Genomic DNA, 24554 nt, shown 5'->3' on the forward strand with positions numbered 1-24554 from the left:
TGGTGAGGTCAGAAGCAGCCATCAGAAAGAGCTCGTTGGGCGTCTGCTTTGCGGGACTTTGCTGCCGTTCGCTGTCGCTGCCCCAATGTCTGCTTGCCGATCAGGATGGTTTGCTGACGGAGAAACTAAATCGGCCAGTCGAGAAGAAATGCTCCCCAATTGCATTAAGTGCCGATTGTTCTTCTGCCCACGCCTGCAGTTCATCATCTGGAACAGTTTTTTGTCCCTTCACGTAGGCCACAATGAAGGGCACCATCCCTTCGCCATAGCAACCATCGTACCTGTCCGTATTTATGATTGAGAAATAGCTCACCTCATTGACAACCAAACCCGCGTTTCGAAGACGAGCGCCAAGCGTTCGCGGAAGTTTGCTGTCGGCGCAATGTGGTGCAAAAGCCTTGAGTACTTTGTCCATTCGATCCGGATACTCGCTGTGCCAACAGACACCTTCCCAGTCTGTCGCAAGGATCAGAGCACGTCCGCCGGGTTTGAGAACACGAAAAACTTCGCTGCAAAACTTCGCTACATCAGGCACATATTCAGCAACTTGGGTGCTAACGACCACATCGAAATAGCTGTCTTCAAATGGGAGTTCGGTCGCATCGGCGCAACGATAGCTTAGCCAGTCATGCTCACTTCGTTTCGTTGCGCGGTCGACCATCTGTTCCGAAATGTCGATGCCTACAACTTCACCACCGGGTCCTGTTTGATCCGCTATTTGAGCCGCAAGAAAGCCGGGGCCGCTTCCAATATCCAAGACCCGTTCGCCCTTTTGAACCGAAATCCTTTGAAGGGTGTCTTCTCTTTGAGAAACTACGTCCGGCCCAAGGTAAACCGCCTCTAGTCGCTCGGCTGCCGCGTCGTCGTATTCCATACCCATAGAGTGACCCCCTCAATGCCTGGCCGTCACGCTAGCTTCACGACATGACCTGCACCACCTGACAGAAAGTCCGCCCAACGTTCCGCCAGCACAGATCTCTGCTCAAGAAAATCTGTGCGTCTGTAAGCTCGAACGACACCAGAGTCGGTTGTATGTCCCAGCATTGCTTCCGCAACTTCGTGTGTCGCGTCGGTGGCTTCAGCCAGCCAGTCGCGCAGACTGCTGCGGAAGCCATGCGGGCGGGCCTCCAGTTTGCGACGTTCCATCATTCGTGACAGTGTCATATCAGAGATCACGCCCTGCCGTGTATTCGGAAAAAGGAAACCATTTCTGGAATGCGGTAGGGCAAGGTCGAGAACGCGTTGCGCTTCCTTCGAAAGCGGCACACGGAAATCACTTGTTGCCCCTTTTCGACCTTTCATGAGCTCACCGGGTATAGTCCAAACGTGCCCCTCAATCTGTTCTAGCCTGATAAAGCGCAAAGGTTTAGAGCGAACACCGGTTAGGATGAGAAACCTCATAGCGAGGTTCGTGAGCGAGGGTTCCTCTAAGCTTGAGTAGAAGGCAGGGACATCGCTCCACAGCATCGCTGGCATGTGTTTCGGCTTGTGACGTGACTTTCCCAACAACGCTTTGGCTTTTTCTGTTGCCTGAAGGTCAACGTCCAATCCAAGCGCGGCCGCATGGCGAAAGACAATGTTTAGCCGGTTCATTGCTTTGCGCGCTGTGTCGGCTTTTGTGTGCCAGATTGGGGCCAGGGTGTCGCGAATGTCGCGCTGGTCAATGTCTGTTATTGGCACCTTTCCAAGCTTGGGCAGTACATGCCCATTTAGCGGTGAGAGCCAACGCCCTGCTTTTCCATCGCCTTTGAGTTCAGCCTTTCGCGCTTCGAATGCATCTGCAGTCAGAACCGCAAGTGAAACATCTTCCCGCCGTGCCGCACGTGCCTCTGCTTCACGCTCCTTGACCGGATCACGGCCTTCCGCAGCAACCGTACGCCATCGCTGTGCAACACTTCGAGCACTTGCAAGAGAAAGAGTTGGATAGCCGCCTAAGCCCATTTCGCGCCTTCGGCCATGCACAGTCACACGAAGCATCCACTGCGCTCCACCGTCGTCTCGTTTAATAAACCAAAGCCCAGCTCCATCGCAGTGTTTACCGACCGGTGCAGATTTTACAAAGGAGGCTGAAAGTCTGTTCGTTGCCCGCATTTCTATCCACCCTAATATCCACCTTAACTTATTGGATAGCGCCAAACACGGCAAGACAAGCCTGGACAGTTAAACCAGTTAGAACGTTGTAACTGAATGGGAAACTGCACAAGAACGAACAATCTCAAACAGGTTGCATGTGCCGCCCCCGGGCACCATTTAAGCCAAAGAAATGAGCGATGGATATCAAACGCTTCGCGTTCGATGTTTGGGCCTTTGGCTCGTCTGCAAGATGCTTGACCGAAAGAGTCCAGATTTGCGTGAAGGTGCCAAATGACCCATAGCATTGGACAACAGGTTGCCGTCTAAAGCCTAGCACTCTGTCATCTTTTCCCGTTCCGGAATCGTGGAATTGAAAAGCAAGGCGCTTGCTCGGGTGGGCTCTGAACAGACGGCTCGGTGCACCGAGTGGAGCGGAATATCCGCGATCGATCAGATTGCGCCGGGCGCACCGCCAGGGTGTGCAAGGTCAGGTCACACGTGTGCGTTGATCCTCGATCCCCATTAAGATCAGCGAAGGGTCTTCGCGTTGGCTGGTCTGAAAGCTTGCTTTGTCCTGCAACTTGTCCCACTTGCTCAGGATCAGGCACTGCGCGACAGCCCCGCCCAGTGTGGTTCCCGGTCCGGTGACGATGAACATGTCGGGTGCGAACTCTTTCGCGGCCTGTGATACGGCTTTTGTGAAATCATAGGTTTCGGTCACCTGGTGACCCAAGGTGTAGTCCCAAAGCGCGTCCAGATCACAGGCGCCGGGCCACCAGATCTGACCGCGGCCATCTATCATGGGCAGATTGGGTTGCCGGAACAGATCTGCGGCAAGGCGGGTGCGACCGGCTTCGGCAACTGGGCGTTGCAGGTGTGAATGAAACCCTGCGTGGTTGGCCAGCCGCATCGGAAAGCGTTCCTGCACCACAGGCACCTTGTTTTCAAAGGCGGATAACCCAGTCTCATCCCCGGCCAGAACCAGCATTCCGCCCAGATCAATTGACAGGGTGAGGGTCGCGCCGGTGCCGTCGATCTCAGCGACCAGAGCCAGCAGTTCGGCCTTGCGTGCCGGGTTCGGCTGCCAGTCGGCATCCATGAAAGGATAGATCAACTGGCCGCCTATCAGGCTCTGCTGCATGAGTGTTCCCATGGTGTTGACCACCTCGAACCCAGCCTCGGCGGTCAAGGCACCCCCGCAGGCCAGGGCCGAATACCAACCCATCGAGTTTCCGGTCACAGCCACCACGTCGACCTTTTCCGGATCAATGGCACGAAAATCGCCCAGCGTCGCGGAATAGATCAGGGCCGAGGCATTGTCTCCGCGCGTGTGCTTTGCCACGGAATACCGGGGCGCGCCGTCCAGTTCGCTTAGGGTTTCCTGACCCTGCGCGCGGCGCATGTCGTCGAAATGTGCCAGCAGGGCCTTGTCGGTAAAATGCCGGCCGAGAACCCCCAATTCGGGTTTGTTATAGGTGCCGCGTCCCGGACAGATGACAACAGCGGTTTGTTTCACAGACCTCATTTGCCCGTCTCCATCAGGGATCTTGCTGCGGCCTCGATGCTGTCTTTCGATGGCATGGTCGCGGCATAGGCCAGGCCGGTGGCGATAAAGCTGTCTTCGGCGGTAATACGGGCCATCGGCACATCAGTGGTTTCGTGGAAATGGGCCATCAGGGCCTCGGCCACGCCGCCGTGATGCCGGGTTTCATCGACGATCAATATCCGCTTGGCACCGCTTACGGCCCGGGTCAGCGCGTCTTTGGGCAGCGGCGACAACCAGCGCGTATCAATGATCCGGGTTTTTATCCCGTCGGCCTCCAGCGGTTTGCGCGCCTGATGGCTGAGGTAGACGCCATTGCCAAAGGTAACGATCGCCAGATCGTCGCCGTCGCCATCCACGCCAACCTCGCCGAAACCGATCCTTTCAGATGGGTCGGGGTAGGTGTGCATCCAGCCTGAGTCTCCGGCTTCGTGCATGTCCCGCATCGGGTAGAGCGCGATGGGTTCCAGAAACACGACCAGCCGCTGTTCTTCACGCGCAAGGCGAACGCATTCACGCAGCATCCGCGCGGCGTCGGCACCGTTCGATGGGCAGGCCAGGATCAGCCCCGGAATGTCGCGCAATACAGCGACCGAGTTGTCATTGTGGAAATGTCCTCCAAAACCCTTTTGATACCCCAACCCGGCGATGCGCACGACCATCGGGTTGGTGTACTGACCGTTCGAGAAGAAGGGCAGGGTGGCCGCTTCTCCGCGCAACTGGTCTTCGGCGTTGTGAAGATAGGCCAGGAACTGGATTTCCGGCATGGGTGTAAACCCGTTTTGGGCCATCCCGATCGCAAGGCCCAGAATCGACTGTTCGTCCAGCAGCGTGTCGATCATCCGGTCGGGTCCGAAACGGGCCTGAAGCTTTTGCGTCACGCCATAGACACCGCCTTTGCGCCCGACATCTTCGCCCATCATCACGATCTCACCGTGTTCAAGCATCAGGTCGCTCAGGGCCCAGTTGATCAGGCGCGACATGATCTGGGGTTCAGCATGTGCTTTGAGGTCGCCGCCGAATACTTCAGCCCGATGTTCGGGTGTCGGGCCATTGGTCGGGGCGTAGGGGCGTGCGGGCGGGATCAGGCTGGCCATCACGTCACCCGCGGTTTTCAGGCGAGGGCGGGTGATCGCCTTGTCGGCGACGCGGGCGACGCGGTCGCAGGTGTCGGTGTATACCTTCAGGGCGTCATCCGGTTGCATCGCACCCGATTGTTCCAGCAGGCGGACGGAGTGCAGCAGGGGGTCGTTCGCCTCTTCGGCTTCGACCTCGGATTTTGGCATGTAGGTGGTGGGCATGTCCGCCCCGGCGTGGCCATACAGGCGCACCGTGCGGATGTGCAGAAATGCGGGTTTCTTACGGCTGCGGACATAGGCGGCGGCTTCTTGAGCGACACGGTAGGTTTCGAAAATATCGAGCCCGTCGCACATGAAATACTTCAGTCCCGGTCGATGAGAGAATGTTGCGGCAATCCAGCCTTGTGGTGTCTTGGTCGAAATTCCGATCCCGTTGTCCTCGCAGCAGAACAGCAGCGGCAGGGGAACCGACTGGTAAGACGTCCACTGCGCGGTGTTGAATGCGCCTTGCGCGGTGGAATGGTTGGCCGAGGCATCACCAAAGGAACAATAGACGATGGCGTCGTCCGGCATTTCCGCATGTTCGGGTTTGTGACGGCGGGCTGCCCCGATTGCATAAGCCGCGCCGACTGCTTTGGGCAGGTGGCTGGCAATGGTCGAGGTCTGCGGCGGGATGCAAAGCGCTTTTGACCCCAACACCTTGTGCCGCCCACCGCTGATCGGATCATCAGAGGATGAAGCGAAGGACAACAGAATATCCCATGTCGGGCTCTGCCCCGGCACCTGATCCGAACGGGCGATCTGAAACGCAGCGTCGCGGTAATGTAGAAAAGCAGGGTCCGTCGGGCGCAAGGCTGTCGCCACCGCGGCCATCCCTTCGTGACCAGAGGAACCGATGGTATAGAACCCCTGACCTGCTTTCTGCATTGCCCGGCTTTGGCGGTCCAACGCGCGGCTGAGACATTGCGCGCGATATAGCCCGACCGCTTCGGACGCTGTCAGTGGGCCAGACGGCGTCGCGCCAGCGGGGAAATCCCGTGCCGCAACCCGGCGCAGGAAATTGTCATGCACAATGGTTGCGCGATCCATCTTTGTCGTCCTCAGGCGAAGGCTTGCAGGCCCGTTTGCGCACGACCCAGGATCAGGGCGTGAACATCATGAGTGCCTTCATATGTGTTCACGGTTTCCAAATTCACCATGTGGCGGATCACGTGGAAATCCTGGCTGATGCCATTGCCACCGTGCATGTCACGTGCGTGGCGTGCGACCTCAAGTGCCTTGCCGCAATTGTTGCGTTTGATCAGACTGATCATTTCTGGCGCTGCGCGGGCTTCGTCCATCAGGCGACCCACGCGCAGAGCGGCCTGAAGGCCCAAGGCGATTTCGGTCTGCATGTTCGCAAGCTTCAGCTGGAACAGCTGCGTTTGCGCCAAAGGGCGGCCGAACTGTTTTCGGTCCAGACCATATTGCCGCGCAGCGTGCCAGCAGGCCTCAGCTGCGCCCATCGATCCCCAGGCGATACCGTATCGTGCACGGTTCAGGCAGCCAAACGGCCCTTTCAGACCTTCGACACCCGGCAACAGAGCATCTTCCCCGACCTCGACATTGTTCATCACGATCTCACCCGTGATCGAGGCGCGCAGCGACAGTTTGCCTTCAATCTTCGGGGCTGAAAGGCCGGGTGTGCCTTTTTCAAGAACGAAACCCTTGATCTTGCCGTCATGCCCGTCTGATTTGGCCCAGACAACAAACACGTCAGCAATGGGCGCGTTCGAGATCCACATCTTTGACCCGTTGAGGACATAGCCCCCATCGGTCTTTTTCGCGACGGTTTTCATGCCGCCGGGGTCCGAACCCGCATCGGGCTCGGTCAGCCCAAAGCAGCCAATAGACTCACCGCTGGCCAGTTTCGGAAGGTATTTCCGGCGCTGTTCATCCGTTCCGTAGGCATAGATCGGGTACATGACGAGGCTGGACTGCACCGACATCATCGAGCGGTAACCGCTGTCGACCCGTTCCACTTCGCGTGCGACCAGACCGTAAGTGACATAGCTGGCTCCGATGCCGCCGAACTCTTCGGGGATAGTCGTGCCCAGAAGGCCCATTTGCCCCATCTCGCGAAAGATTTCGGGGTCTGTTTCTTCATTGGCAAAAGCCTGAGTTACACGGGGCAACAGTTTGTCCTGCGCGTAGGCGTTGGCTGCATCGCGCACCATGCGTTCGTCTTCGGCCAACTGGTCTTCCAGCAGAAAAGGGTCATCCCAAGTGAAAGGGCCAAGCTGGGGGCGGGATTGTGGTTTCATGAGAGTTTCCTTTCTACAGCGGCTTTGAGACGTGCAAGCCCCGCTGCAATTGTATCTTGGGCATAAGCAAAGCTCAGGCGAAAATGTCCGGGCAACCCGAAGGCGCGACCGGGAACCAGAGCGACACCGGCATCTTCCAACAACCAGGTGCAGAAGTCAGCGTCATTTTTGAACGGTCCACCCTGATCCTCAAGCAGTCCGGCGCAGGAAGGAAAGGCGTAAAACGCCCCGTCGGGTGCCGCGCAGCGTAAACCCGGAACTGCGTTCAACCCTGCAACCACCAGATTTCGGCGTTCTGAAAATACAGCCCGGCGTTCTTCCAACAGGTCCGCGCTGCCGGTCAGCGCAGCAAGCGAAGCCCATTGTGCAATCGAACAGGCACCCGATGTAACCTGCCCCTGAACGGCCACCATCGCCTTGATCAACTCGACCGGCCCCATCCCCCAGCCGATGCGCCAACCGGTCATGGACCATGCTTTGGCGACACCGTCGACGATCAGCAGACGGTCGGCAAGGTCAGGGGCCGCCTCGGCCACTGAAACAAACGGAGTGAAGCTGAGATGGCGATAAATCTCATCCGCAAGAACCCAGACCTGTGGATGCCGAGACAGAACAGATGCGAGGGCGGCAATTTCATCCTGCGTATAGATTGCCCCCGACGGGTTCGACGGCGTGTTGAGCATCAGCCAGCGCGTGCGCGGTGTGATTGCGGCCTCTAACTGTTCCGGCAGAAGCTTGAATCCCTGATCCATCGGGCACGGCAGAATGACGGGCGTCCCACCCGCCATCCGCACAATGTCAGAATAGCTGGTCCAGTAGGGCGCGGGCATGATGACCTCGTCGCCGGGATCCAGGCTGGCCAGCATGGCATTGGCTATCACCTGCTTAGCGCCAGTGGACACAATGACCTCAGCCACTTCGGCTTTGGCCTGCCGGGCAATTTCGGCGCGCAGGTCGAGCACCCCGGCCGTCGGCGGGTACTTTGTCTTGCCGTCCAGCGCTGCCGCGTGGGCAGCTTCGACTACATGGGCCGGGGTGGGCAGGTCAGGCTCACCGGTCGACAGCGCCAGCACATCGCGCCCTTCCGAACGCAAGCGTGCGGCGGCCTCGGAAATCTGCACGATTTCGGACAATTCGATACCGTTTAGTCGGTTTGCGCGATGGAACACTGTTAATCTACCCCTGAAGGTAACTGAGGTTCTACCTGCAAAGTAACTTGATAAAAATACGCTGTTTTGTATCGTTTCAGTGACTAAAACTCATAAGTGACATGCCCAGAATCAGCTCCCTCCCGTCTTTTGCCCTCATGCGCAGCTTCGAGGCTGCCGCACGCCACGAAAGCTATACCATGGCAGCAGAAGAGCTTGGTGTGACGCAGGGCGCGGTTAGCCGTCAGGTGCGTGAACTTGAGGCTGCGCTGGGGGTGACGTTGTTTCGCCGGGTCGGACGTGCCGTTCGCCTGTCGAAGGCAGGTCGCGCTTTGTTTGAAGAACTTGCCGGAGACCTTCAGCGTCTGAACGGTACGATCAATCGTGCGATCGCGGCCGGTGACGGTGCGTCGTTGCTGACCTTGGCTGTCCTGCCCACCTTTGCGACACGGTGGCTGTTGCCCAGACTGCCGGATTTCAAGCACCTGCATCCGGGGATCGAACTGGATCTGCATTCCTACACGACGCCGTTCAGCCTGGAAGAGCGGCGCATGGACCTTGCCATTCACTTTGGGCACGAAGACTGGCCCGGTGCGCGACTGCGCAAGCTGTTCCCGGAAAAACTTGTTGTAGCGGCTGCGCCCGTGTTGTTGGGCGACCAACGGACGTTCGAGGAACAGCATGTGTTCGATCTGCCGCTGTTGCATCTGACCTCGAGGCCCGGGCTATGGTCCGAGTATCATGCAAGCCTTGGGCTTGACGCCAGGGCGGTTTTTCCAGGGATGCGCTTTGATCAGTTCTCGATGCTGATCGAAGGCGCAGTTGCCGGACTTGGGGCTGCGATTCTACCGTCTTACTTGATCGAGGCCGAGTTGGCGTCAGGCGCGCTGGTCCAGACCGGGCAACTGGCAAATGCCTCGGGCAGCGCGTATTTCATCGCAACGCCGACCGGGCAGAGGAACGAAGCCGTACAAGCGTTTGCGGACTGGATCATCCGGCAAACGAAAAGGCATCTGTAAGGGTGCGGACGCGACAGAAGGGTTACAGCACCCTGATACCGGGCAAGGTCTGGATGATTGCCAGATCCTGCTCGTAAAGCTCTGTAAATGCGTCAACGATGTCTGCGTTCCAGCCGGGCAGATCAAGTTCTTCTTCGATCTCATCGGGCCGGGCATGGTCTTCCAAGGCCCGTGCTAGGCTTTCGCGCTGAGCGTCCTTGTCGAGGCCGACACCGCCCTGAACAATGTCCTGAACATGCCGTTGACCGGTTTCGGTCAGAAGCGACGACAGCAACGCATACTCATCCACCAGAGGAGCGTCACCGGGCAGGCCCGCCATTGCGCGCATGATATCCCCCAGAATCAGTGGCAAATGTTCGTTCTTCCACAAAGTGAGCCGCACCTGAGGTGCAAGATCGCGCAGATCTTCGATCATGCTCAACCAGCTCAGGCAACTCAGATCGGTGCTGGTCAGAATCTCCTGCCGGTGATCTTCATGGATCGACATCAGGACCTTGGGTATGAAAAAACCGGGGTTCACCAGACCGACAAATATTTCGACCTGAGCATCGTCCAGCAAGGTCTGCACATAGGCTGTCCGCTGCCCGGCAAAAGGGTAAATCTGTCCATGTTGCAGGGCAGAGCGTGTTGGGCCAAAGAACTTGTCGTTAGAGAGGATGACACGATCAACATTTGGATCATCCGGAAGAAAGGCGTGCAGCCCGTCCTGTGTTTCTGCATCAGACAAATCCTGAGCAAGGGCATCAGACAGAACCTTGACAAACTGACGTCCGCCGCGCGGTCCCAAGATCGCAGCACGGCAATCCGCCAAGGCCTGCTTGTTTGCCGAAAGCGAGGACAGCACTTGCCCTTCATCGGCGAAAGCGGCCCCGGCATGGATTATTACCTGCATCTTTTGTCCTTTTACCCTCAGGGGCTGTGTCCATCCCATTCTATGTCTTTGCGTCGCGTGAAAATCTGCAACGAACCAACCGTGCGGTTTCTGCACTTTCTCAGGAAATCGGGCAATCCCCAAGTTCGAGTTAAAAATGAGGGTTGAAGTCCTCTGTCGGACGAAGTAATCGACTGCCAGTGCCCCTATAGCTCAGCTGGTAGAGCAACTGATTTGTAATCAGTAGGTCCGCGGTTCGAGTCCGTGTGGGGGCACCACTAAATCACTGAAATATTTCACATAAAACTCACGGCAGCGCATCGTTGCCAGTTTCCAAAACCCGTCCTGTCAGTCTCTTGTTAGTATGGTTGAGTCGAATGCCTTTGTCGCGTTGAAGGTGTCGATTTAGAGTTGCATCTGGCCTACATCTTGGGTTTTATTGGGTGCGCAACACAAGTGGAGCGATCAGTGACACTCCGAGCTATCGACCTATACGCAGGGATTGGAGGGTGGTCCCTCGGGCTGGAATTAGCCGGAATCAAAGTGGTGAAATCCTATGAATGGTGGTCTGCCGCTGCAGAAACCCATAAACAGAACCTTGGCGGTAGCGTTGAGAAGGTCGATATACGCAGCTTATTGCTTGATGATTTGCCGAAAGGGATTGATTTTGTTGTTGGTAGTCCGCCCTGCACACAGTTTTCTTACTCTAACAGGGGAGGCAGCGGAGACGTTTCGGATGGGTTGAAGGACATCAAGAAATTTCTTGAGATAGTCGCTTTTCTAAAACCAAAGTACTGGGTTTTCGAAAATGTACCCAGAGTAGCGAATGTCCTGCGTGCATTGCGCAATGAGAAAAACAAGGTGCTGGGGTCGGCGGGGCGACTTCTAGACGATGCATGGATTGATGTTGTCGATGCCTCACAATTTGGGCTTCCTCAGGCCCGCAAGCGGTGTCTTGTTGGAAACTTCGATTTAAACTTGCTGACTTCCTATCAAAGTAAAACGTCCGTCGAAACGTTAGGCAGTGTTTTAAGGGCAGTGGAAAAAGGTGTGGACCCGAATTTCTCTGAGCGGCGGCCAGCAAAACTTACCGAAACGGATATTGAAGTTGCACTGAGCAAAGAAGAAACTCGCTTTAACTACGAAATGAAACAACACCATCCGATTTATAACGGCATGGCATTCCCAGACGACACGAATAAGCCATCTCGAACTGTGACTGCTGTATGCACACGGGTTTCAAGAGAGAGTATCGTTGTAGAGTGTTCACCAGGAAGTGAAGAGTACCGTAGGCTTTCTGTTCGCGAGCGAGCGTGCCTTCAGGGATTTCCAATTGAGTTTCAATTTCACGGTGTATCGCACGCAGAGAAACTCAAAATGATCGGAAACGCAATTCCACCAGTACTTACTTACTACATTGGAAATGCATTGCAGGGCATTAGTGCGCTTGATGTAAAAGTTCACACTTTGGTAGATTCTTCCAATGCGATAAGGCCATCCATGTCGCCTTCAACCCAGCCAGATCTCGTTGGTCGTTCGTATCCCGAGAAACGACGCTTTCGATTTGCCGTGCCGAACTTACGCTTCAAAAGCGGAACCCGATTTGAACTTACAAATGGCAAAGAGGGGTCCGACTGGTCTGTTGACTTTTACTGTGGAGACTCGAAAAGAATTTCACGGCATATGTTTGATGAGCAAAGAATACTGTCTGCGGTCAAAGGGGTTACTCCTGAAGTTGCTGACCAATTCAAACTGTTGATCGATAGCGCGAGAACCAAATTACCGCAGTTTGATGATCTAGAAGTTCAACTTGCTTGGTCACATCGTGGCACTGGGCCGCACCCCTTTGATTTAATAGATTGTGTCGGAAGCCTAGCGGCAGCCGCCTTGGAGGCCGAAACCGTGGCTGGTCTAGACGACCCGGTCGCGGAAGAATTAGTCAGTCGCTTGGTTTTTAACGGCTCTGACGTGGCTCGTATCGGTGAAAAGAAACTACGAAGATATGCCAAGCCAATCATTGCGGGGGCCTGCTTGCAAGCAGCATTCAACTCTCGCGATTGCAAACTTGGTCAAAGTGAGGCGGCCTAAAGGTTTCTACGAAAATGAAAATAGTAGACTTTTATTCCCACCTAAATGGTTGGGAATTTCTTCAGGTTCACAAACCTGAAATCTGGAAAGACATCGAAGATACTATCGCTTCAGTCGATGCGGAAAAGTGCAGGACAAAAATTTCAAAAGAACAACAAATGAAGGGGCAGCTTAAGTTCTCCCCATCAGACATGAACGATGGTTTCAAAAAACAACTATCCAAACGAGGTTGGCAAGAAGAACGAACTTCGTACTACGTCACAAGAAACGTTGAGTTGGTACGACAAACACTTCAATTGCCCGCAGCGGAACAAAAAGAGGAAATAGAGAAAGCAGGTTCTAATGCACTTTATTCCTACAATCAGACAGATTTCGTAAAGGAACGAGTTGCCGTAGAAGTGCAATTCGGTAAATACGCTTTCGTCGCCTACGATCTATTCGTCAAACATATGGCGTTTTTTGTCGGGGATAAAATAGACTTGGGCATAGAAATTGTACCGATGAAGTCGTTGCAAAGCGAGATGTCTTCCGGTCCGGCTCACTATGAGGGTGAATTGTATAACTTACTTAGGCAAGGACGCAGCACGCCGGCAGTGCCGCTGGTTCTCGTAGGTATAGGCTCTTAGGCCACGTAAAGTCCAGGCGTCCCAAGTAGTACGCGGTTTCAATTGTTTGGGTTCGAACTGGTATTAAGCCAGTTATTAAGCCAATTCCTCATAGCGAAAGCTAGACCCATTCTTTCAAACGGATGAAACTTCAACTCCCACTCACCTTCTTTCTCGTAAGAGTATCGGTCTTCAACGAAAGCTGCTCTTAAGTCGGAAAGAACAGAGTCAACGTCGGTGAGATTTATTTTGCCTGCATAACGTTCGCACGCAACTTCGATTAAGTCTTTTTTAGTGTTTTCGCTAATCCTTGACCAAATTTCGGGGTAGTCATGGAAAAGTTTCTCTGGCTTTCCAAATTCTGCGATACGAACTGCTTTCAACAGTATTTCAAGTTCGAGAATGTCGAGTAAGTTTTGCCCGACGCTTGATGTAACCAATTTCTTGGACAAGATTTCAGAACCGGCTTTTAAGTCATATGCATTGCGCAACATTTTTTGAATGAGTTGGTGCTTTTCCAATTCTATCTCCTTTGCCTCACCAAGTCAGGGCCGTAACCACTCCAAAGCCAATCAGGAACCAAGACAGAAAGTAGAATTAGCCCAATTGGCGCGAGCAACTTTGGCATTTTCAACGAATTGATCCCCTACTATTTTGCAACGGCTTTATAGCATCAATTCAGCCTAACAAGTGCAATCAGACCTAAGCGATGTCCATCTTGGTTTGCAGCTTAGATGAAGCAGTAATGGAAGCAAAATCCGATCCAAACCAGACGAAAACGGTCTCACCACTTCCGTCGTCTAAGGACGTGATGCGGTTTCTCGATGTATCTGATATTGATGTCCGCTCCGCGGACTAAGCGGACTGTCCAAATGGAGTTTTGAATGTCCAATCCGCAATGCTCAACCAATCGGGCGGTTCAACGCTCCATGGACATCTCATGCTAATTCATTCCTCCGTAGTCGGAAGTCGACGGCTTTACACTGCTGCAAGCGTCACAGAGACGCGGAAACATATACGTCTAGTACATATAGCCAACGTACTTTGAGCTTCAGACAGGCTTTTCTGCAAATATTATGACCCAATGAATGCGATCAGTCTTTCTTGCTTTGTACAGCGTCGTCACTCAATGAGCTATCGCGTCTGAAGGCTTCGAAATTTTGCTGAAGATATTCAATCTTGTGCCGCAGCTCTTCCACTTTTACATGAGTAGAGTTTTCTAAGTTTTGATGCTGCAGCTCGATCTGATGGCCCAGCTTACCCACCTCTGCCTGAGTAGAGGTCTCGAATTCCTGCTGAAGATGTTCAATCTGAAGGCGCAACCTCTCCATTTCTACCTGGTTATTAGATAACCAGCCGTATGCAAGAGGTGGAGAAAAGGCCATTACCAATTGAATAGTCGCAAACAGAGCGGCACTCGCGGAAATAAGAACCAGCGCGGTTTTCTGAAATTTCTTTAACGCAAGCTCGCTGGCCGAACTAGCCACTTGATCTAAGTCCAGAAACGAGGAGGGAAAGTCTTTTCTAGCGGCGATCTGCACATCTTGTCGGTACTTTGAATCCAGCTCAGCTTTCTTCAACAGTCTATCGGGAACCTTTTCGTGCTGGAATAAGGATACACGTAAAAAAGGAGTTCCGATCGCTACTGGAAACTCAACTTTGCTGAAATTGAATAGTGTCGTTGACACTGGCCCGTCCCATCCAGGATCGATGATGCCGACTGTCAAAGCCCAGATTCCTTTTCTAGTGAGGCTTGTCTTATAAGTCACATGCCCAGTTACGTCGCTTGGAAGCTCGAACACTTCTGCTGAAACCACTTGAATCATTTCACGCGGTTGCAGCATATATGGCTGTACATGTCTGTCCCCTTTCGAGTCGAAAATACTTCCAATAGTAAGATCAAAAGTCGACCCCTTGATTATCGGCTCGCCTTTTTTAAAGAACAGATCTTTCTGCAAGTCTCCACCTGCTAGTAGTTTCATAACAACTTCCTTATGTTGTGTGGAAATCAAATGCTCACTCGGTAAAATGACTATCACGGATACTGACCTTATATTCTTGCAGCAATGTCAAGAGCTTCGAGCGCAAAGCCATGACCCGCACCGGCAGGTTGCGGCGTTGATTGTCAACAACGACGGGCAGGTTATCGGTGCCGGTACGAACGCAACACCCAAAGCTATGGGGATGTCTAAGGAAGACAGTATCAAGGCAATAGATGAGGACTTTAATTCGAAGTACTTTCTCCTCGAACACGCAGAGCGCAACGCCATATTCTCAGCACTCAGGAACAAAGCGGACCCAAGCCAAGCGACAATGTACGTAACCAACTTTCCGTGTGCAGATTGCGCGAGAGCGATTGCCTCTTCTGGTATCTCGCGATTAGTCGCTGCAGAACCGGGGGTTGAAGGAAAGCGTGATGAAAAATGGATGGAACACTACCATTTTGCTCGAAGAATATTTGAATTGGCCAATGTTAGTGTTGAAACATACAGTCGCGCGGGGATGACGTATACTATTTAGAATCTGTCGCAACAGAAGCATGATTGCCAAAAAATAATCAACTTCCCTAATGATTTCGCCAAAATGAGAGGCATGGATGGGCGGTACGGGCAGCGGAAGGCACTGGCACTGGAACTCAAAGAATACAACCGACGACCATCTATTTTGTCACCCGATTAATCGCCCAGCGTCAAAAGCACGGTGGCCGTGCTCATCGATCAGGGCCGTTGCGTTGATTACGGATATGATGCCATCGATCTTTGCGTATCCTTGGCCGCTCAAACGGTTGTCACGTTTCTTGAGCCTACGGTTTCCGTTGGCCAGTTCCTCAACCAAAAGATTTTCAACGTTTGCGAGTAAAAGGGGGCAATGGCTGTGCGATACCGCGCCATCAAGCAAACGCGCTTCCAGACTGGCGAGGGCTGCACCCAGAATCCAAGTTTGCGGCACGGCCTCAAACCTCTTGCCCGTGGCGTCACGCAGCGCCTGTGCAAAGCCCGTCTGGCCGTGCTCATCACCGCCCACAACGTCGCAGCCAGCTTGGGCCACCAGATCGAACATGGCGGCCTGCATCGCCTCTGCCGTTTCATGAATGTGTAACGTTTTATTGGAAACCGCTGCATCGTATGTGTCGCGTAGATTATCGGGCGCACGCTCGTAACCCGTCTGGGTGAGAAACTGATGTACCGTCAATTCTAGGCGGCGCTGGGCGGCCTTGGTGCGTCTGGCAATGCATACGGCGGCTGGATCATCTAGCCCGCCTGCATCGATGCCCACGGCGGTGAAATCATACGGGCCAGACGGAACGAGGCGCGGGCATTTGTCAAAGTGCAAGTGCAGGATGCTTTCCGCATTGGCGGCGCTGTCGTTTCGCTCAATCCCAAGGCGCTGGGACAAAGTGAGGGCAAAGGTTTCCTGATCGTCAGCATCAGCCGCTTGCCGTAACTCTCGTTCCAACTCGGCGGCATCCATCGTGCCGGGTTGATCGGCTGTGCGCAGCGAGGGCATACCCCGCCACCACTGCGCAGGGTCCAGCGGGTCTAGGTCGGGCCGCTCGGTCAGCGGGAAGGTGTAAAGCAGGGGCAGAAAGTCAGGGTCTTGGATGTCGCCGCCTCGCACGGATCGGGCATAAGCAAGCTGGCGTTTGAATTCACCTTGGGGCGGTTCAATCGACATCGTCGTAATGGCGAGAACCTTGAAGTCTCGGCCCCAGTTTGCGCCGCCTTGCCGTAACTGATTGATCGCGGCGGTTGCGTCACTCAGTTGCGCCATTTCGTGCAACTCATCCAAGATCAGTAACACAGGGCGGCGGCCCACTGCGTTACGCATAGAGCACGAGATAATTTGAATGACGATACCACTCGTAACGTGCGTCAGGCTTTTGGACTGGGCGTTACTACGGAATAGGGGGCGCAACTCATCATCCGCCAGAATGGCCTCTAAGATGTGGTTGAACACGATCTTTGCGCCTTCGATATTCGCGGCCATGATGACAACTTGCCCGCGCGTGTTGATCCCGAGAATTGAGGACAACATGACATAGCCCAGAGCAAAGGCACCCACGCTTACAGATTTGCCGCTGCCCTTACCCAGAACCCAAAGAGACTCGCGTACTTGAAAGCTGGCCTTGAGTGCATCGCGTTGCCACGGCAGCCAGTGGTGCTCTAATCGGTCCCCTGCTGCTGGTCCCTGAGTGAGCGTAAACTTTCCGCACAGCGTAACGAACCGCTCGGCTGTCACGGCGTCTCGGTCGAGCACAGGCACCAGTGACTGGGCGTCTGGTGCGTGCGCCCAGTCTGGATTGGCTGGCGTTACGGGGCGGATGTAACTCATCAGGATAGTTTCCTCTCGGCCCGCGCGGCTGCACTGCGCCCGTGCATCGGGTCAAACCCATATTTCGCCTCGGCGGCCTTGCGGGCGGCAATGGCGTCATCTTTGTCGAGGTGGCGGCCAAGCCAGATCATACGACCATCAACCTTTATCCGCGCAATCCAACGCTCTTTACGTTTATCCCAGACAACACCAGTAGTTCCGCTGGTGTTGTTGCTCTGGCGAGGATAGTTGCGGCGGTTCTCGGCTTGCGTACATTCCCGCAAGTTCACATAGCGGTTGTCCGTCTTTACGCCGTTGATGTGTTCAACATCATTCTCGGGCCAACGTCCCTTGATGAGTGCAATTGCGGCCCGATTGGCCCCCACCAAACGCCCGTCAATTCGACAAACATATTCCCCACGGACAGACAAAGTCGTAAATGCCCGCTTGCCCGCATACTTGCGATTGCGGTTGTCGGTTTGATCTGGCCGCCAGAGCCAATAGAACAATCCCGTCTCTGGATCGTATCGAACCGCACCACGCAGGTATTCAACGGTTACGCCTGCCATACCGAATTTCCAGGTGTTTGCGGTTCGTCCTTTTTGACGGGCAATAGCTTGCCTTTACCAAGCCCGAGTTGTTCGCCCAGTTTGTTCAAGGCTCCTGAGTGCCGCACGATAATTGCAGACGCTGGGTGCTGCTTTCCGTCTGGCCCAATAGGGCCGCCATCCAAAGTCATACGCATCTGGGCGCTACGGATCGCAGCGAGGTTGATAATATACGTCTCAACCACGCTGGCCTTTTCGGGCGTCCACGCTTCTTGCCTGTGCAAGTGACGAATGAGGCCATCCCATTCAGCCCAGTAAGCTGGATTGAGACTTTCGGGCATAATTGGCACCTCAAACGGCACGGTTTCGGCTGTTTGGTTCTGAATCGCCGTAAGTTGCGATTTTTCGGACGTTGTAGGGTTCGGCATTTGCGTTATTTCCCTCTCTTGTAACGGTTGAAAATCTCGGCCACTCGGTCACGAACAGGCGCTGTGTGTCTTTCGTTGCCCCACGCGTCGGTGGAGAACTCCCAATTGCGAGACTGCCCTCGCCCCCCGCTGGCTTGTGAGCGGTGGCCTATGCCGTTGCGCTTGGCGTTGGCATCAGCAGCGTGACGCAACTTGCTGTTGCACGGTTTGCAGATTGGTCGAAGATTCTCGATGTCCCAAAAGCGAGAGTTGCTGCTGTCGTGCTCAACGTGGTCAACGGCAGTTGCAGCAACAGCATGACACACAGAACAGATTGGACCGTTGGCCAGCACTCTTGCACGCAACCGCTTCCAGCGTGCCGTACCGTACCAACGCTTACGCTGGGCCACCTCGGGCCGTTTGCTCTTTCGCTCAACAGTCATGGCAGCACACACGGTCACACGCTGTTGAACACGTAACGTTCACACGCTTTAGAACGTTCCGTTTTGGCCCACGTTGTCCCACTACGGTCCTTCTAGGGACCGTAGTGGGACGGGACAGACGTTTGGTCCAATTTTGTCCCACAACTTTTGTTCGCGTAAGCCATTGGCAGTAAAGGGAAAACATACCGTTTTGTCCCACTGTCCCAGACGTTTTGTCCCCGGGACAACAGGTGGGACGTGTCCCAGCCCTTTTTGGGGTGTGGGACACCCTTTTCGTATAGGATTGCGGATATAGAAACGTCATGAACCGATATCCTCATCGTCTATATGTATTGCCTGCACAAAAGCGTCACCCTTGGGTGTCACCTGATAGACACCTGTCCCCAGCGACTTGAGACGCTTGTCGGCAATCATAGCCTTTATCCGTCTTTCGACGGTTGATTTGCTAATTGACGTAGCCTCGGCAACCTTTCGATATGACGAGTCTGGATAGACTGACAGGTGAGTGAGAATGCGTAACTCAGCGACACGTCCAGCGGCTTCCTTGTCGGTAACCTTGCCCTCGGTCGTCTCGGTCAGAACAGGAACCTGCAACGGGCGGCCCTTGGCGTCAGCAACCTTGCTGTCGTTGTACAACTCCAATTCAAACGTCATGGGCTTGAAGTCTGGGCCACGGTGTTTGCCCTGCCAGTGAATGCGGATGAAAGGGTCCGATGGGTCTTTCCACGTCGTCAGGTTACCGTCGATTTCATTTAGAAATGCGCCGCCACCACGCGGCACGAGATTTTGCCTGTCCGCTGTCTTGCCGCTCGGGTGCGTCGGAATGATGACCGTCGGGCGGCTGGGGATTTGCTGGGTCAGGGGTCGCCACTGTCGTGCGGCTTCCAGCATCTGCATATTGTCGTTGTCACTGTCGCCCTGAAAGAACGCTTGGTGCGTGTCGCCAATAATGAGACGCAGATCGTCTATGCCCGCCACGTCGGCAATGATCTGCCATCCGTCCTGTTGAACATTGAACGGCCCCTCGTGCCAGTAGATAGGCAATTTGGCCGGGTCGATCTCTTGAGCATGACAAGCGGCCAGATACTGAACGCGCGTATTGTCGTGGTTCTCGCCTGCCAGAAAGTAAACGGACCCTTGCAGCGTGTCGTGCCCGCAAAACTGAGCACCTCGTGCAACGGCAATGGCCAGATGCAGTGCGGTTGTTGTCTTGGCGTGGCCTGTGAAGCCCGTCAGAGCCTGAACACGTCCAGTTTGGAGAACCCCGTCGAGCAGGTAGTCGAAAGGCTCGTATCCGTCTGTAAACTGGGCGGCGCTGCATTTGCCTTTGTATCCGCTCAACCCCAGCGGCTGCGGAACGGGCGTCCGTTGCAGGTTTGCCAGTGCCGCCTCTGCTGTCGGCATAATGGCCAGATGAGGCGCGTTATGGCGCTCCTGCATCAACCGCGCCACCTCGGGCGGTAACGTGCCGCCATTGGCTTGCTTTACGAGATAGTGGACGCGACCGAGTGTCAGGCGGCCATCGGGCTTTAGGGTGCGCCATTGCTTTGCGGTTTCTTTGGCGTCGTATTTCTCGGATTTCTGGCTCCAAGCGTCGAACATGATCCGCCCCTCGGCATGTCCCAAGCTGTTACAAACGGCAAGTGCTACGTCTATCCAGTCATCATAGGTGAGGCCGCGCTTGTTTTTACTGCCGTTCGGCGGCCCGTAATTGGGTAGGGCGTTCAGCATGGCGGCCATGAGGTCAGGGGATACCGTCGCCTCAATCTCGGACGTGGCACCATCGCCCCCGGCGGCTACTGGACCGCGACGGGCAAGGATAGCATCACGCAGGGCTGGTGCTGGGGCTGGCTGGACATTGTAGCCTTGAAGGGGTTTGAACGTCAGAACGGCGGCGCGGCCCCCGTCGGCAAAGAACCCGCAATCGTTCGCTTCCTTGCTGCTGTGTTGCTCATCGCCCTGCATTCTCTGCATCGCAACGCGCACGCCCGTACCAGATACGCTGGCCTCGGCATAGGTAAGCGTTTGGTTCAATATCTCGGTTGCCCAAGGCAACACAGCACCTGTTGCGGGGTCGCGGCAATTGTCCAGATCGGCAAGAGCGAGAACCGAGTCGGGCCGTGACAGGTAGCCAATTTCAAAACCTATGATCTTGTCGCCGTTGATCGACGTTAGGTTTTCGGGGCGTGGTAACCCAAGCTGTAGCTGCACCTCAGCTTGGGTAAACTGGGCGGCTGCATCCTTTGTGTGCGGATACCGTACCGAATTGGGCAATGTCGGATACTTGCCCGTTTTGCCTGTCTCGGGGTTCGCCTCGGTAATCGCAAATATCAACCAGTTCCGCTCGGCAAAGGCACGCTGCCAGATGTCGTTTGGGTCGTTCATCCGCTGCACAGTCATGCCGCCACCTCATCCGCCATCAGGCGAGCACATAGCATCACGGCGGCGGCGCGCACCTGTTCCTCGGTCGCGTGCATTTCGGTCAGTACACGGCCACTGGGGCGCAGGCATGGGCTACCAGGTACTTGCTCCAATGCCTCGGCAGAGGCTTTCCAAGAGACTTTGGGTATTGCTTCCCAAATCCTCACACGGATCAGGCCGCAATATCCCTCGTTCGGTTTGTCGTGCGTCCATTGAATACGCATCTGGGGATTTCCTTGTCGGATGACGCTCGGGCCGTTATCGTCATCGCGTTCCAATCGATTACGATAACTGACTTGAGCGGGGCGGCTGTGGTGGCCGCCTCGTTTACGTTTGGGCGAGTGAGTGGCGAGGCATCAGGCGGCCTCATCATCATCAGAAAGCCACGCGTCAACGTCAGAGCGTCTGTAACGGATGTAACGGCCCGTTTGCGTCCAGCGGGGGCCGCGCTTTTGCGCACGCCATCTGGCAAGCGTCTCGTGCGCTATGCCCAGTATCTTGGCGGTTTCCTTGGCGGTCAGTAGCTGCTCGGATATGGCAGCCTGTGCATGTCGCATCGTGTCACCTCACAATTCGTGATTCTCGGTGACATCCCATAGTGGGCATAAAAAGCGGTCTGTCAGGGGACAAACAATGCTTGTCCCCAAATTCTACTTTCGGTTGTCCCTCTGTAATTGTTTTCGCAATGCGGTATCTCTGTCCCCTGCGTCACGCTCGAACGTAACAGCATCCCGATAGCCGTAAATCTCGGCCAGCCGTTCCAATTGCTCGGGCGTAGCTGTCTTGAGCCTCGCAATCAGGCTCGGCCCGCTCGGCTTGTCGAGACCGAACACGGCCCATGCGGCGGCCTTGCGGGCTTTCCTGTCGGCAGCCTTACGCGTGTTGCCACTCTGCTGGCTCCTGCGTTTCAACTCGGCCATTGCGGCCTGTGCCTTGGCGCTGCGCAACTCGGCGGCATCTGGGCTGGGGTTGCCGCTGGTCAGCCATTTGTGCGCCGCCAGTTCAACGGCTCCTAGCTGGGCGTCAAAGTCGCCCTCATCGGCCCAATACCTGAACGTCGCTCTGGCCTCGTAACATTGCAGATAGAATGAAACGGCTGGGTCCGTAACACCATTGCGTAACGCGTCCCTGTCATCTGGGTTGAGACCAAGGGCGATAATGTCGGGGGCAGCCTCGCGGGCCAGAGCCTCAAGTACCGCAACCACATCAACTGCCAGTTCATCCGCGACTGGGTGGCTGTCACCTCGCTGGGCCGCATACCACGCGCGGTCAAACTCAGGCACCAGAGGGCGCAGGCTGTCTATGGCTGCCGTTATGTCATCGATCATGTTCGGTTCAGTGTCGGTTTGAGTTGTTCGATTAACGCGCGTTCACGCCCTATCAGTTCGCCCGGGTCGCAGTTTTCCAAAATTCGAACAGTTATACTTTCGCCTCTGCGGACGGCCTCGGCTAACCTGATATGAACCGCGCGATATGCTCTACCGTTCAAAGGCGGTTTGCCTTCTGTCATCCTTTGAACGTTTCGTGCGTAGCGTTTTATGCGTCGTTTTCCTCGTCCGGCACCAGCCTTTCCAACGTAATCGTCACTACCCACAATCCAGTAATAAACCAACGGTTGGTCCAAATCGTAACCGTTCAAGTCCAGTTCGTATTCCATCACGCGACCAACTCCTGCACATGATTTTGCCAGCCACGTAACACCTCGGCGGCTTCCTCGGCATAGTCGTGCTGCTGATAGGCTTTGGCCAGAGCGTCACGTTGCACCTCGTGCGCTAGTGCGGCCTCGCTGGCCTCGTGGCCGTATCCATTAGCAGCAGCCCATGTGCGCAGTGATCGGCGCACGTCGTGCATCCGCAATCCAGCATCAACCCCAGCTTTGGGCCGCCACTGCTTACGCCAAGCCAGATTGAGACGGTTTGTATTGTGGCCGAATATCTCGCCCTCGGCATCCGCAAGGGCAGGGCGCAGGCAATCGTATGCCCACGGCGTCAGGGGGGTGAAGTGAGCACGGCCAGCTTTCATCGCCTCGGCAGGCCACGTAACACCCGCTTGTGTTACCCAATCGGCATTCAGGCGTTGCACGGCTCCTGTGCGCTGGGCAGTAAGCAGCATCAAACGCCCGCAAGCCCGCGTCTTGGGTGTCAGCACCTTTGAGGCGTCCCAGAGGGCTTTAATCTCATCATCCGACATGACGCGCGTACGGGGCGGAACGGGGGGTGCAACACGCTTGGCCCGTGGTAGCGTAACCTCGCACAACTCTCGGTCATCGCACCACGTCAGGAACGAGGACAGGACGCGATAGAACAACGCGCCGCCAGAGGCGCTGGCATCCGTCGCGGCATCGATCAGGCGCATAAGGTCCGCTCGTGAAATCTCGCCTATGCGCTTGCTGGCCTCGGGCGTATCCAGCAAATGCCGTTCCATCGATTTGCGGTAATCGTATCGGGTTTTGTCGCTCCAAGAGTGCTTGGGACTGTCTACCCATTGCGAGACATACTGGCCCAAGGTGTCAGAGTGCTTGGCCTTGGCTGTTACCGTCTCGGCCTGCTGGCTGGGGTCCATTCCCGCGCGTATCTCTAGCCGCATCTGGGCTGCCCTCTTGCGGGCCGCATCAACCGTTAACTCGCCCAGCTTGCCGATTGTCAGCCGCTTATACTTCCCAGTTCCGCGAACCTGATAATTGAGGAAAAGCGTCACGTCGCCGTTGGTGGCCTTACGTGCGCCAAAGCCCTTAACCTCAGTATCCCAGAACAGTTTGCCCGCCTGCGCCTCGGCCAGATTGCGGGCGCTAAGTTTGATTGCCATGTCAGCGCCTCGTGTCAGTCATATGTCAGTCTATGTACGTTATCAGACGTCATTGTCAATCAGCGTGCGTCATCAATATTTATATAAAAACAAATATATTCAAGGGTTTACGACACTATTCCAGCGACTTAGCAGATTGTGCAATTTTAATTTGTAATCAGTAGGTCCGCGGTTCGAGTCCGTGTGGGGGCACCATTATCATCACCTCAGAGCCTTTGTTTCCTTATTTCATTGGGTTTTTAGCCCGGAAATTAGGGCACAAATGAGTGCACCCTTAATACACTAAAACGCGAACACGTGAATCACAGTCTGTCCACCGGGTTAGGTGCTGGAACCCCTCCGCTCGAAATTCGCAAGAAACCGTTTTGAAGGCGGCCGATGTGTTGGATGAGATCAGTGGACTGGGCCGCGACGAAAAGTGACGTCACGGGCACTTTGCTGGCGTTACCCAAAACGTAACAAGAATCCACCTGGAATCTTCAATTGTAGTCCGTTGAGAAAACAAAAAGCGCGGTCTTGTAGCGTGGCTTATTGCTCCAAGAAAATCTGCGGGATACACCCGAGTTTTTTCTTGCCGCAGGGTAACTGTTAAGGTACCCGCGTTTTACCGGTCCCGATGTGGCTAAGAGGGAATCCGAGGTGCCTTTTGGTGCCAACCGGAACTGCCCCCGCAACTGTAGGCGGCGAGCGCTGTCCATTTCCGTCACTGGGCCATTTTGGTCTGGGAAGACAGGACAGACAAAGACCCGTCAGTCAGGAGACCTGCCGGTATGAAACCGAAACACACCGGGCGGGGTTGTCCGGGGAGGTTGCCGAAGAAACGCGCTGGGCGGGCTGTATTCCACTCTGCGCTTACAGCAGGCAGAAAAGCGTCTGTTGCTTCGGTAAAT

General features: G+C 55.1%; 22 protein-coding genes, 1 tRNA gene and 1 riboswitch. Of the genes, 5 read left to right on the forward strand and 18 right to left on the reverse strand.

From position 1 onward, the window contains the following. Positions 1-100: 100 nt before the first annotated feature. The 6 genes from I9182_RS19605 to I9182_RS19630 all read right to left on the reverse strand — a co-directional run bounded on the left by I9182_RS19605 (position 101) and on the right by I9182_RS19630 (position 8167). Positions 101-874, reverse strand: coding sequence for a class I SAM-dependent methyltransferase (locus tag I9182_RS19605; RefSeq protein WP_209599388.1), 774 nt, complete (start codon positions 872-874; stop codon positions 101-103). 32 nt (positions 875-906) lie between these two features. Next, positions 907-2091: an integrase arm-type DNA-binding domain-containing protein gene (locus I9182_RS19610; protein ID WP_209599416.1), complete on the reverse strand. Its 1185-nt coding sequence runs from the start codon at positions 2089-2091 to the stop codon at positions 907-909. Between the two features lie 469 nt (positions 2092-2560). After that, positions 2561-3589 (reverse strand): ACP S-malonyltransferase, encoded by a 1029-nt coding sequence (locus I9182_RS19615; protein WP_209599417.1) that lies wholly within the window; start codon positions 3587-3589, stop codon positions 2561-2563. Positions 3590-3594: 5 nt separating this feature from the next. Further along, the gene (locus I9182_RS19620) at positions 3595-5784 is read right to left on the reverse strand and encodes an alpha-ketoacid dehydrogenase subunit alpha/beta (RefSeq protein ID WP_209599389.1); all 2190 of its coding nucleotides are present in this window, start codon (positions 5782-5784) and stop codon (positions 3595-3597) included. Between the two features lie 11 nt (positions 5785-5795). Then, on the reverse strand, positions 5796-6998 hold the full coding sequence (locus I9182_RS19625) for an acyl-CoA dehydrogenase (protein ID WP_209599390.1): 1203 nt from the start codon (positions 6996-6998) through the stop codon (positions 5796-5798). Beyond that, a complete protein-coding gene (locus tag I9182_RS19630; RefSeq protein ID WP_348540414.1) occupies positions 6995-8167 on the reverse strand; it encodes a pyridoxal phosphate-dependent aminotransferase in 1173 nt (390 codons plus the stop codon). The genes I9182_RS19625 and I9182_RS19630 overlap by 4 nt, the downstream gene beginning before the upstream one ends. Positions 8168-8304: 137 nt before the next feature. Here I9182_RS19630 and I9182_RS19635 point away from each other — a divergent pair, with 137 nt between their 5' ends. Next, the gene (locus I9182_RS19635; protein WP_209599391.1) at positions 8305-9165 is read left to right on the forward strand and encodes a LysR family transcriptional regulator; all 861 of its coding nucleotides are present in this window, start codon (positions 8305-8307) and stop codon (positions 9163-9165) included. Between the two features lie 22 nt (positions 9166-9187). Here the strand turns inward: I9182_RS19635 and I9182_RS19640 are convergent, their stop codons facing one another. Beyond that, complete coding sequence (locus tag I9182_RS19640; RefSeq protein ID WP_209599392.1) at positions 9188-10057, reverse strand: hypothetical protein; 870 nt, start codon at positions 10055-10057, stop codon at positions 9188-9190. 181 nt (positions 10058-10238) lie between these two features. Between I9182_RS19640 and I9182_RS19645 the strand changes: the two genes are divergently transcribed. The 3 genes from I9182_RS19645 (at position 10239) to I9182_RS19655 (ending at position 12750) form a co-directional block, all read left to right on the forward strand. After that, positions 10239-10314: transfer RNA gene (locus I9182_RS19645), tRNA-Thr, on the forward strand. A gap of 190 nt (positions 10315-10504) precedes the next feature. Then, positions 10505-12124: a DNA (cytosine-5-)-methyltransferase gene (dcm, locus tag I9182_RS19650; RefSeq protein WP_209599393.1), complete on the forward strand. Its 1620-nt coding sequence runs from the start codon at positions 10505-10507 to the stop codon at positions 12122-12124. 14 nt (positions 12125-12138) lie between these two features. Further along, complete coding sequence (locus tag I9182_RS19655; RefSeq protein WP_209599394.1) at positions 12139-12750, forward strand: BglII/BstYI family type II restriction endonuclease; 612 nt, start codon at positions 12139-12141, stop codon at positions 12748-12750. A gap of 38 nt (positions 12751-12788) precedes the next feature. Here the strand turns inward: I9182_RS19655 and I9182_RS19660 are convergent, their stop codons facing one another. Then, complete coding sequence (locus tag I9182_RS19660; RefSeq protein ID WP_209599395.1) at positions 12789-13250, reverse strand: hypothetical protein; 462 nt, start codon at positions 13248-13250, stop codon at positions 12789-12791. A 573-nt stretch (positions 13251-13823) separates the two neighbouring features. Continuing rightward, on the reverse strand, positions 13824-14711 hold the full coding sequence (locus tag I9182_RS19665) for a hypothetical protein (protein ID WP_209599396.1): 888 nt from the start codon (positions 14709-14711) through the stop codon (positions 13824-13826). A 46-nt stretch (positions 14712-14757) separates the two neighbouring features. Here I9182_RS19665 and I9182_RS19670 point away from each other — a divergent pair, with 46 nt between their 5' ends. Then, positions 14758-15249, forward strand: coding sequence for a deaminase (locus I9182_RS19670; protein WP_209599397.1), 492 nt, complete (start codon positions 14758-14760; stop codon positions 15247-15249). 147 nt (positions 15250-15396) lie between these two features. Here the strand turns inward: I9182_RS19670 and I9182_RS19675 are convergent, their stop codons facing one another. The 9 genes from I9182_RS19675 to I9182_RS19715 form a co-directional block, all read right to left on the reverse strand. Continuing rightward, a complete protein-coding gene (locus I9182_RS19675) occupies positions 15397-17061 on the reverse strand; it encodes a terminase large subunit (RefSeq protein WP_209599398.1) in 1665 nt (554 codons plus the stop codon). After that, positions 17061-17609, reverse strand: a complete 549-nt coding sequence (locus tag I9182_RS19680; protein ID WP_209599399.1) for an HNH endonuclease — start codon at positions 17607-17609, stop codon at positions 17061-17063. The genes I9182_RS19675 and I9182_RS19680 overlap by 1 nt, the downstream gene beginning before the upstream one ends. Next, positions 17597-18016, reverse strand: coding sequence for a P27 family phage terminase small subunit (locus tag I9182_RS19685; protein ID WP_209599400.1), 420 nt, complete (start codon positions 18014-18016; stop codon positions 17597-17599). The genes I9182_RS19680 and I9182_RS19685 overlap by 13 nt, the downstream gene beginning before the upstream one ends. Positions 18017-18738: 722 nt before the next feature. Then, on the reverse strand, positions 18739-20838 hold the full coding sequence (locus I9182_RS19690; protein WP_209599401.1) for an AAA family ATPase: 2100 nt from the start codon (positions 20836-20838) through the stop codon (positions 18739-18741). Continuing rightward, entirely contained in the window at positions 20835-21083 is a 249-nt protein-coding gene (locus tag I9182_RS19695) for a hypothetical protein (RefSeq protein WP_209599402.1), read from the reverse strand. The genes I9182_RS19690 and I9182_RS19695 overlap by 4 nt, the downstream gene beginning before the upstream one ends. Positions 21084-21215: 132 nt before the next feature. Next, positions 21216-21416 carry a helix-turn-helix domain-containing protein gene (locus tag I9182_RS19700; protein WP_209599403.1) on the reverse strand — a complete coding sequence of 67 codons (201 nt, stop codon included), beginning with the start codon at positions 21414-21416 and terminating at the stop codon, positions 21216-21218. A 93-nt stretch (positions 21417-21509) separates the two neighbouring features. Beyond that, complete coding sequence (locus I9182_RS19705; RefSeq protein WP_209599404.1) at positions 21510-22187, reverse strand: hypothetical protein; 678 nt, start codon at positions 22185-22187, stop codon at positions 21510-21512. Then, positions 22184-22519, reverse strand: a complete 336-nt coding sequence (locus I9182_RS19710; RefSeq protein WP_209599405.1) for a hypothetical protein — start codon at positions 22517-22519, stop codon at positions 22184-22186. Before I9182_RS19710 ends, I9182_RS19705 begins: the two co-directional genes overlap by 4 nt. Then, positions 22516-23664, reverse strand: coding sequence for an integrase arm-type DNA-binding domain-containing protein (locus tag I9182_RS19715; protein ID WP_209599406.1), 1149 nt, complete (start codon positions 23662-23664; stop codon positions 22516-22518). The genes I9182_RS19710 and I9182_RS19715 overlap by 4 nt, the downstream gene beginning before the upstream one ends. Before the next feature lie 591 nt (positions 23665-24255). After that, positions 24256-24449: riboswitch (cobalamin riboswitch) on the forward strand. Positions 24450-24554: the final 105 nt, after the last annotated feature.

Origin of the sequence: Ruegeria sp. HKCCSP351 (assembly GCF_017872535.1) — a bacterium.
GTDB lineage: Bacteria > Pseudomonadota > Alphaproteobacteria > Rhodobacterales > Rhodobacteraceae > Ruegeria.

Excerpts from the sequence above, each read along its gene's own strand:
- I9182_RS19605 (WP_209599388.1), bottom strand. The coding sequence starts at position 874 with ATGGAATACGACGACGCGGCAGCCGAGCGACTAGAGGCGGTTTACCTT.
- I9182_RS19610 (WP_209599416.1), bottom strand. The coding sequence starts at position 2,091 with ATGCGGGCAACGAACAGACTTTCAGCCTCCTTTGTAAAATCTGCACCG.
- I9182_RS19620 (WP_209599389.1), bottom strand. The coding sequence starts at position 5,784 with ATGGATCGCGCAACCATTGTGCATGACAATTTCCTGCGCCGGGTTGCG.
- I9182_RS19625 (WP_209599390.1), bottom strand. The coding sequence starts at position 6,998 with ATGAAACCACAATCCCGCCCCCAGCTTGGCCCTTTCACTTGGGATGAC.
- I9182_RS19635 (WP_209599391.1), top strand. The coding sequence starts at position 8,305 with ATGCGCAGCTTCGAGGCTGCCGCACGCCACGAAAGCTATACCATGGCA.
- I9182_RS19640 (WP_209599392.1), bottom strand. The coding sequence starts at position 10,057 with ATGCAGGTAATAATCCATGCCGGGGCCGCTTTCGCCGATGAAGGGCAA.
- I9182_RS19655 (WP_209599394.1), top strand. The coding sequence starts at position 12,139 with ATGAAAATAGTAGACTTTTATTCCCACCTAAATGGTTGGGAATTTCTT.
- I9182_RS19665 (WP_209599396.1), bottom strand. The coding sequence starts at position 14,711 with ATGAAACTACTAGCAGGTGGAGACTTGCAGAAAGATCTGTTCTTTAAA.
- I9182_RS19670 (WP_209599397.1), top strand. The coding sequence starts at position 14,758 with ATGACTATCACGGATACTGACCTTATATTCTTGCAGCAATGTCAAGAG.
- I9182_RS19675 (WP_209599398.1), bottom strand. The coding sequence starts at position 17,061 with ATGAGTTACATCCGCCCCGTAACGCCAGCCAATCCAGACTGGGCGCAC.
- I9182_RS19680 (WP_209599399.1), bottom strand. The coding sequence starts at position 17,609 with ATGGCAGGCGTAACCGTTGAATACCTGCGTGGTGCGGTTCGATACGAT.
- I9182_RS19685 (WP_209599400.1), bottom strand. The coding sequence starts at position 18,016 with ATGCCGAACCCTACAACGTCCGAAAAATCGCAACTTACGGCGATTCAG.
- I9182_RS19690 (WP_209599401.1), bottom strand. The coding sequence starts at position 20,838 with ATGACTGTGCAGCGGATGAACGACCCAAACGACATCTGGCAGCGTGCC.
- I9182_RS19695 (WP_209599402.1), bottom strand. The coding sequence starts at position 21,083 with ATGCGTATTCAATGGACGCACGACAAACCGAACGAGGGATATTGCGGC.
- I9182_RS19700 (WP_209599403.1), bottom strand. The coding sequence starts at position 21,416 with ATGCGACATGCACAGGCTGCCATATCCGAGCAGCTACTGACCGCCAAG.
- I9182_RS19705 (WP_209599404.1), bottom strand. The coding sequence starts at position 22,187 with ATGATCGATGACATAACGGCAGCCATAGACAGCCTGCGCCCTCTGGTG.
- I9182_RS19715 (WP_209599406.1), bottom strand. The coding sequence starts at position 23,664 with ATGGCAATCAAACTTAGCGCCCGCAATCTGGCCGAGGCGCAGGCGGGC.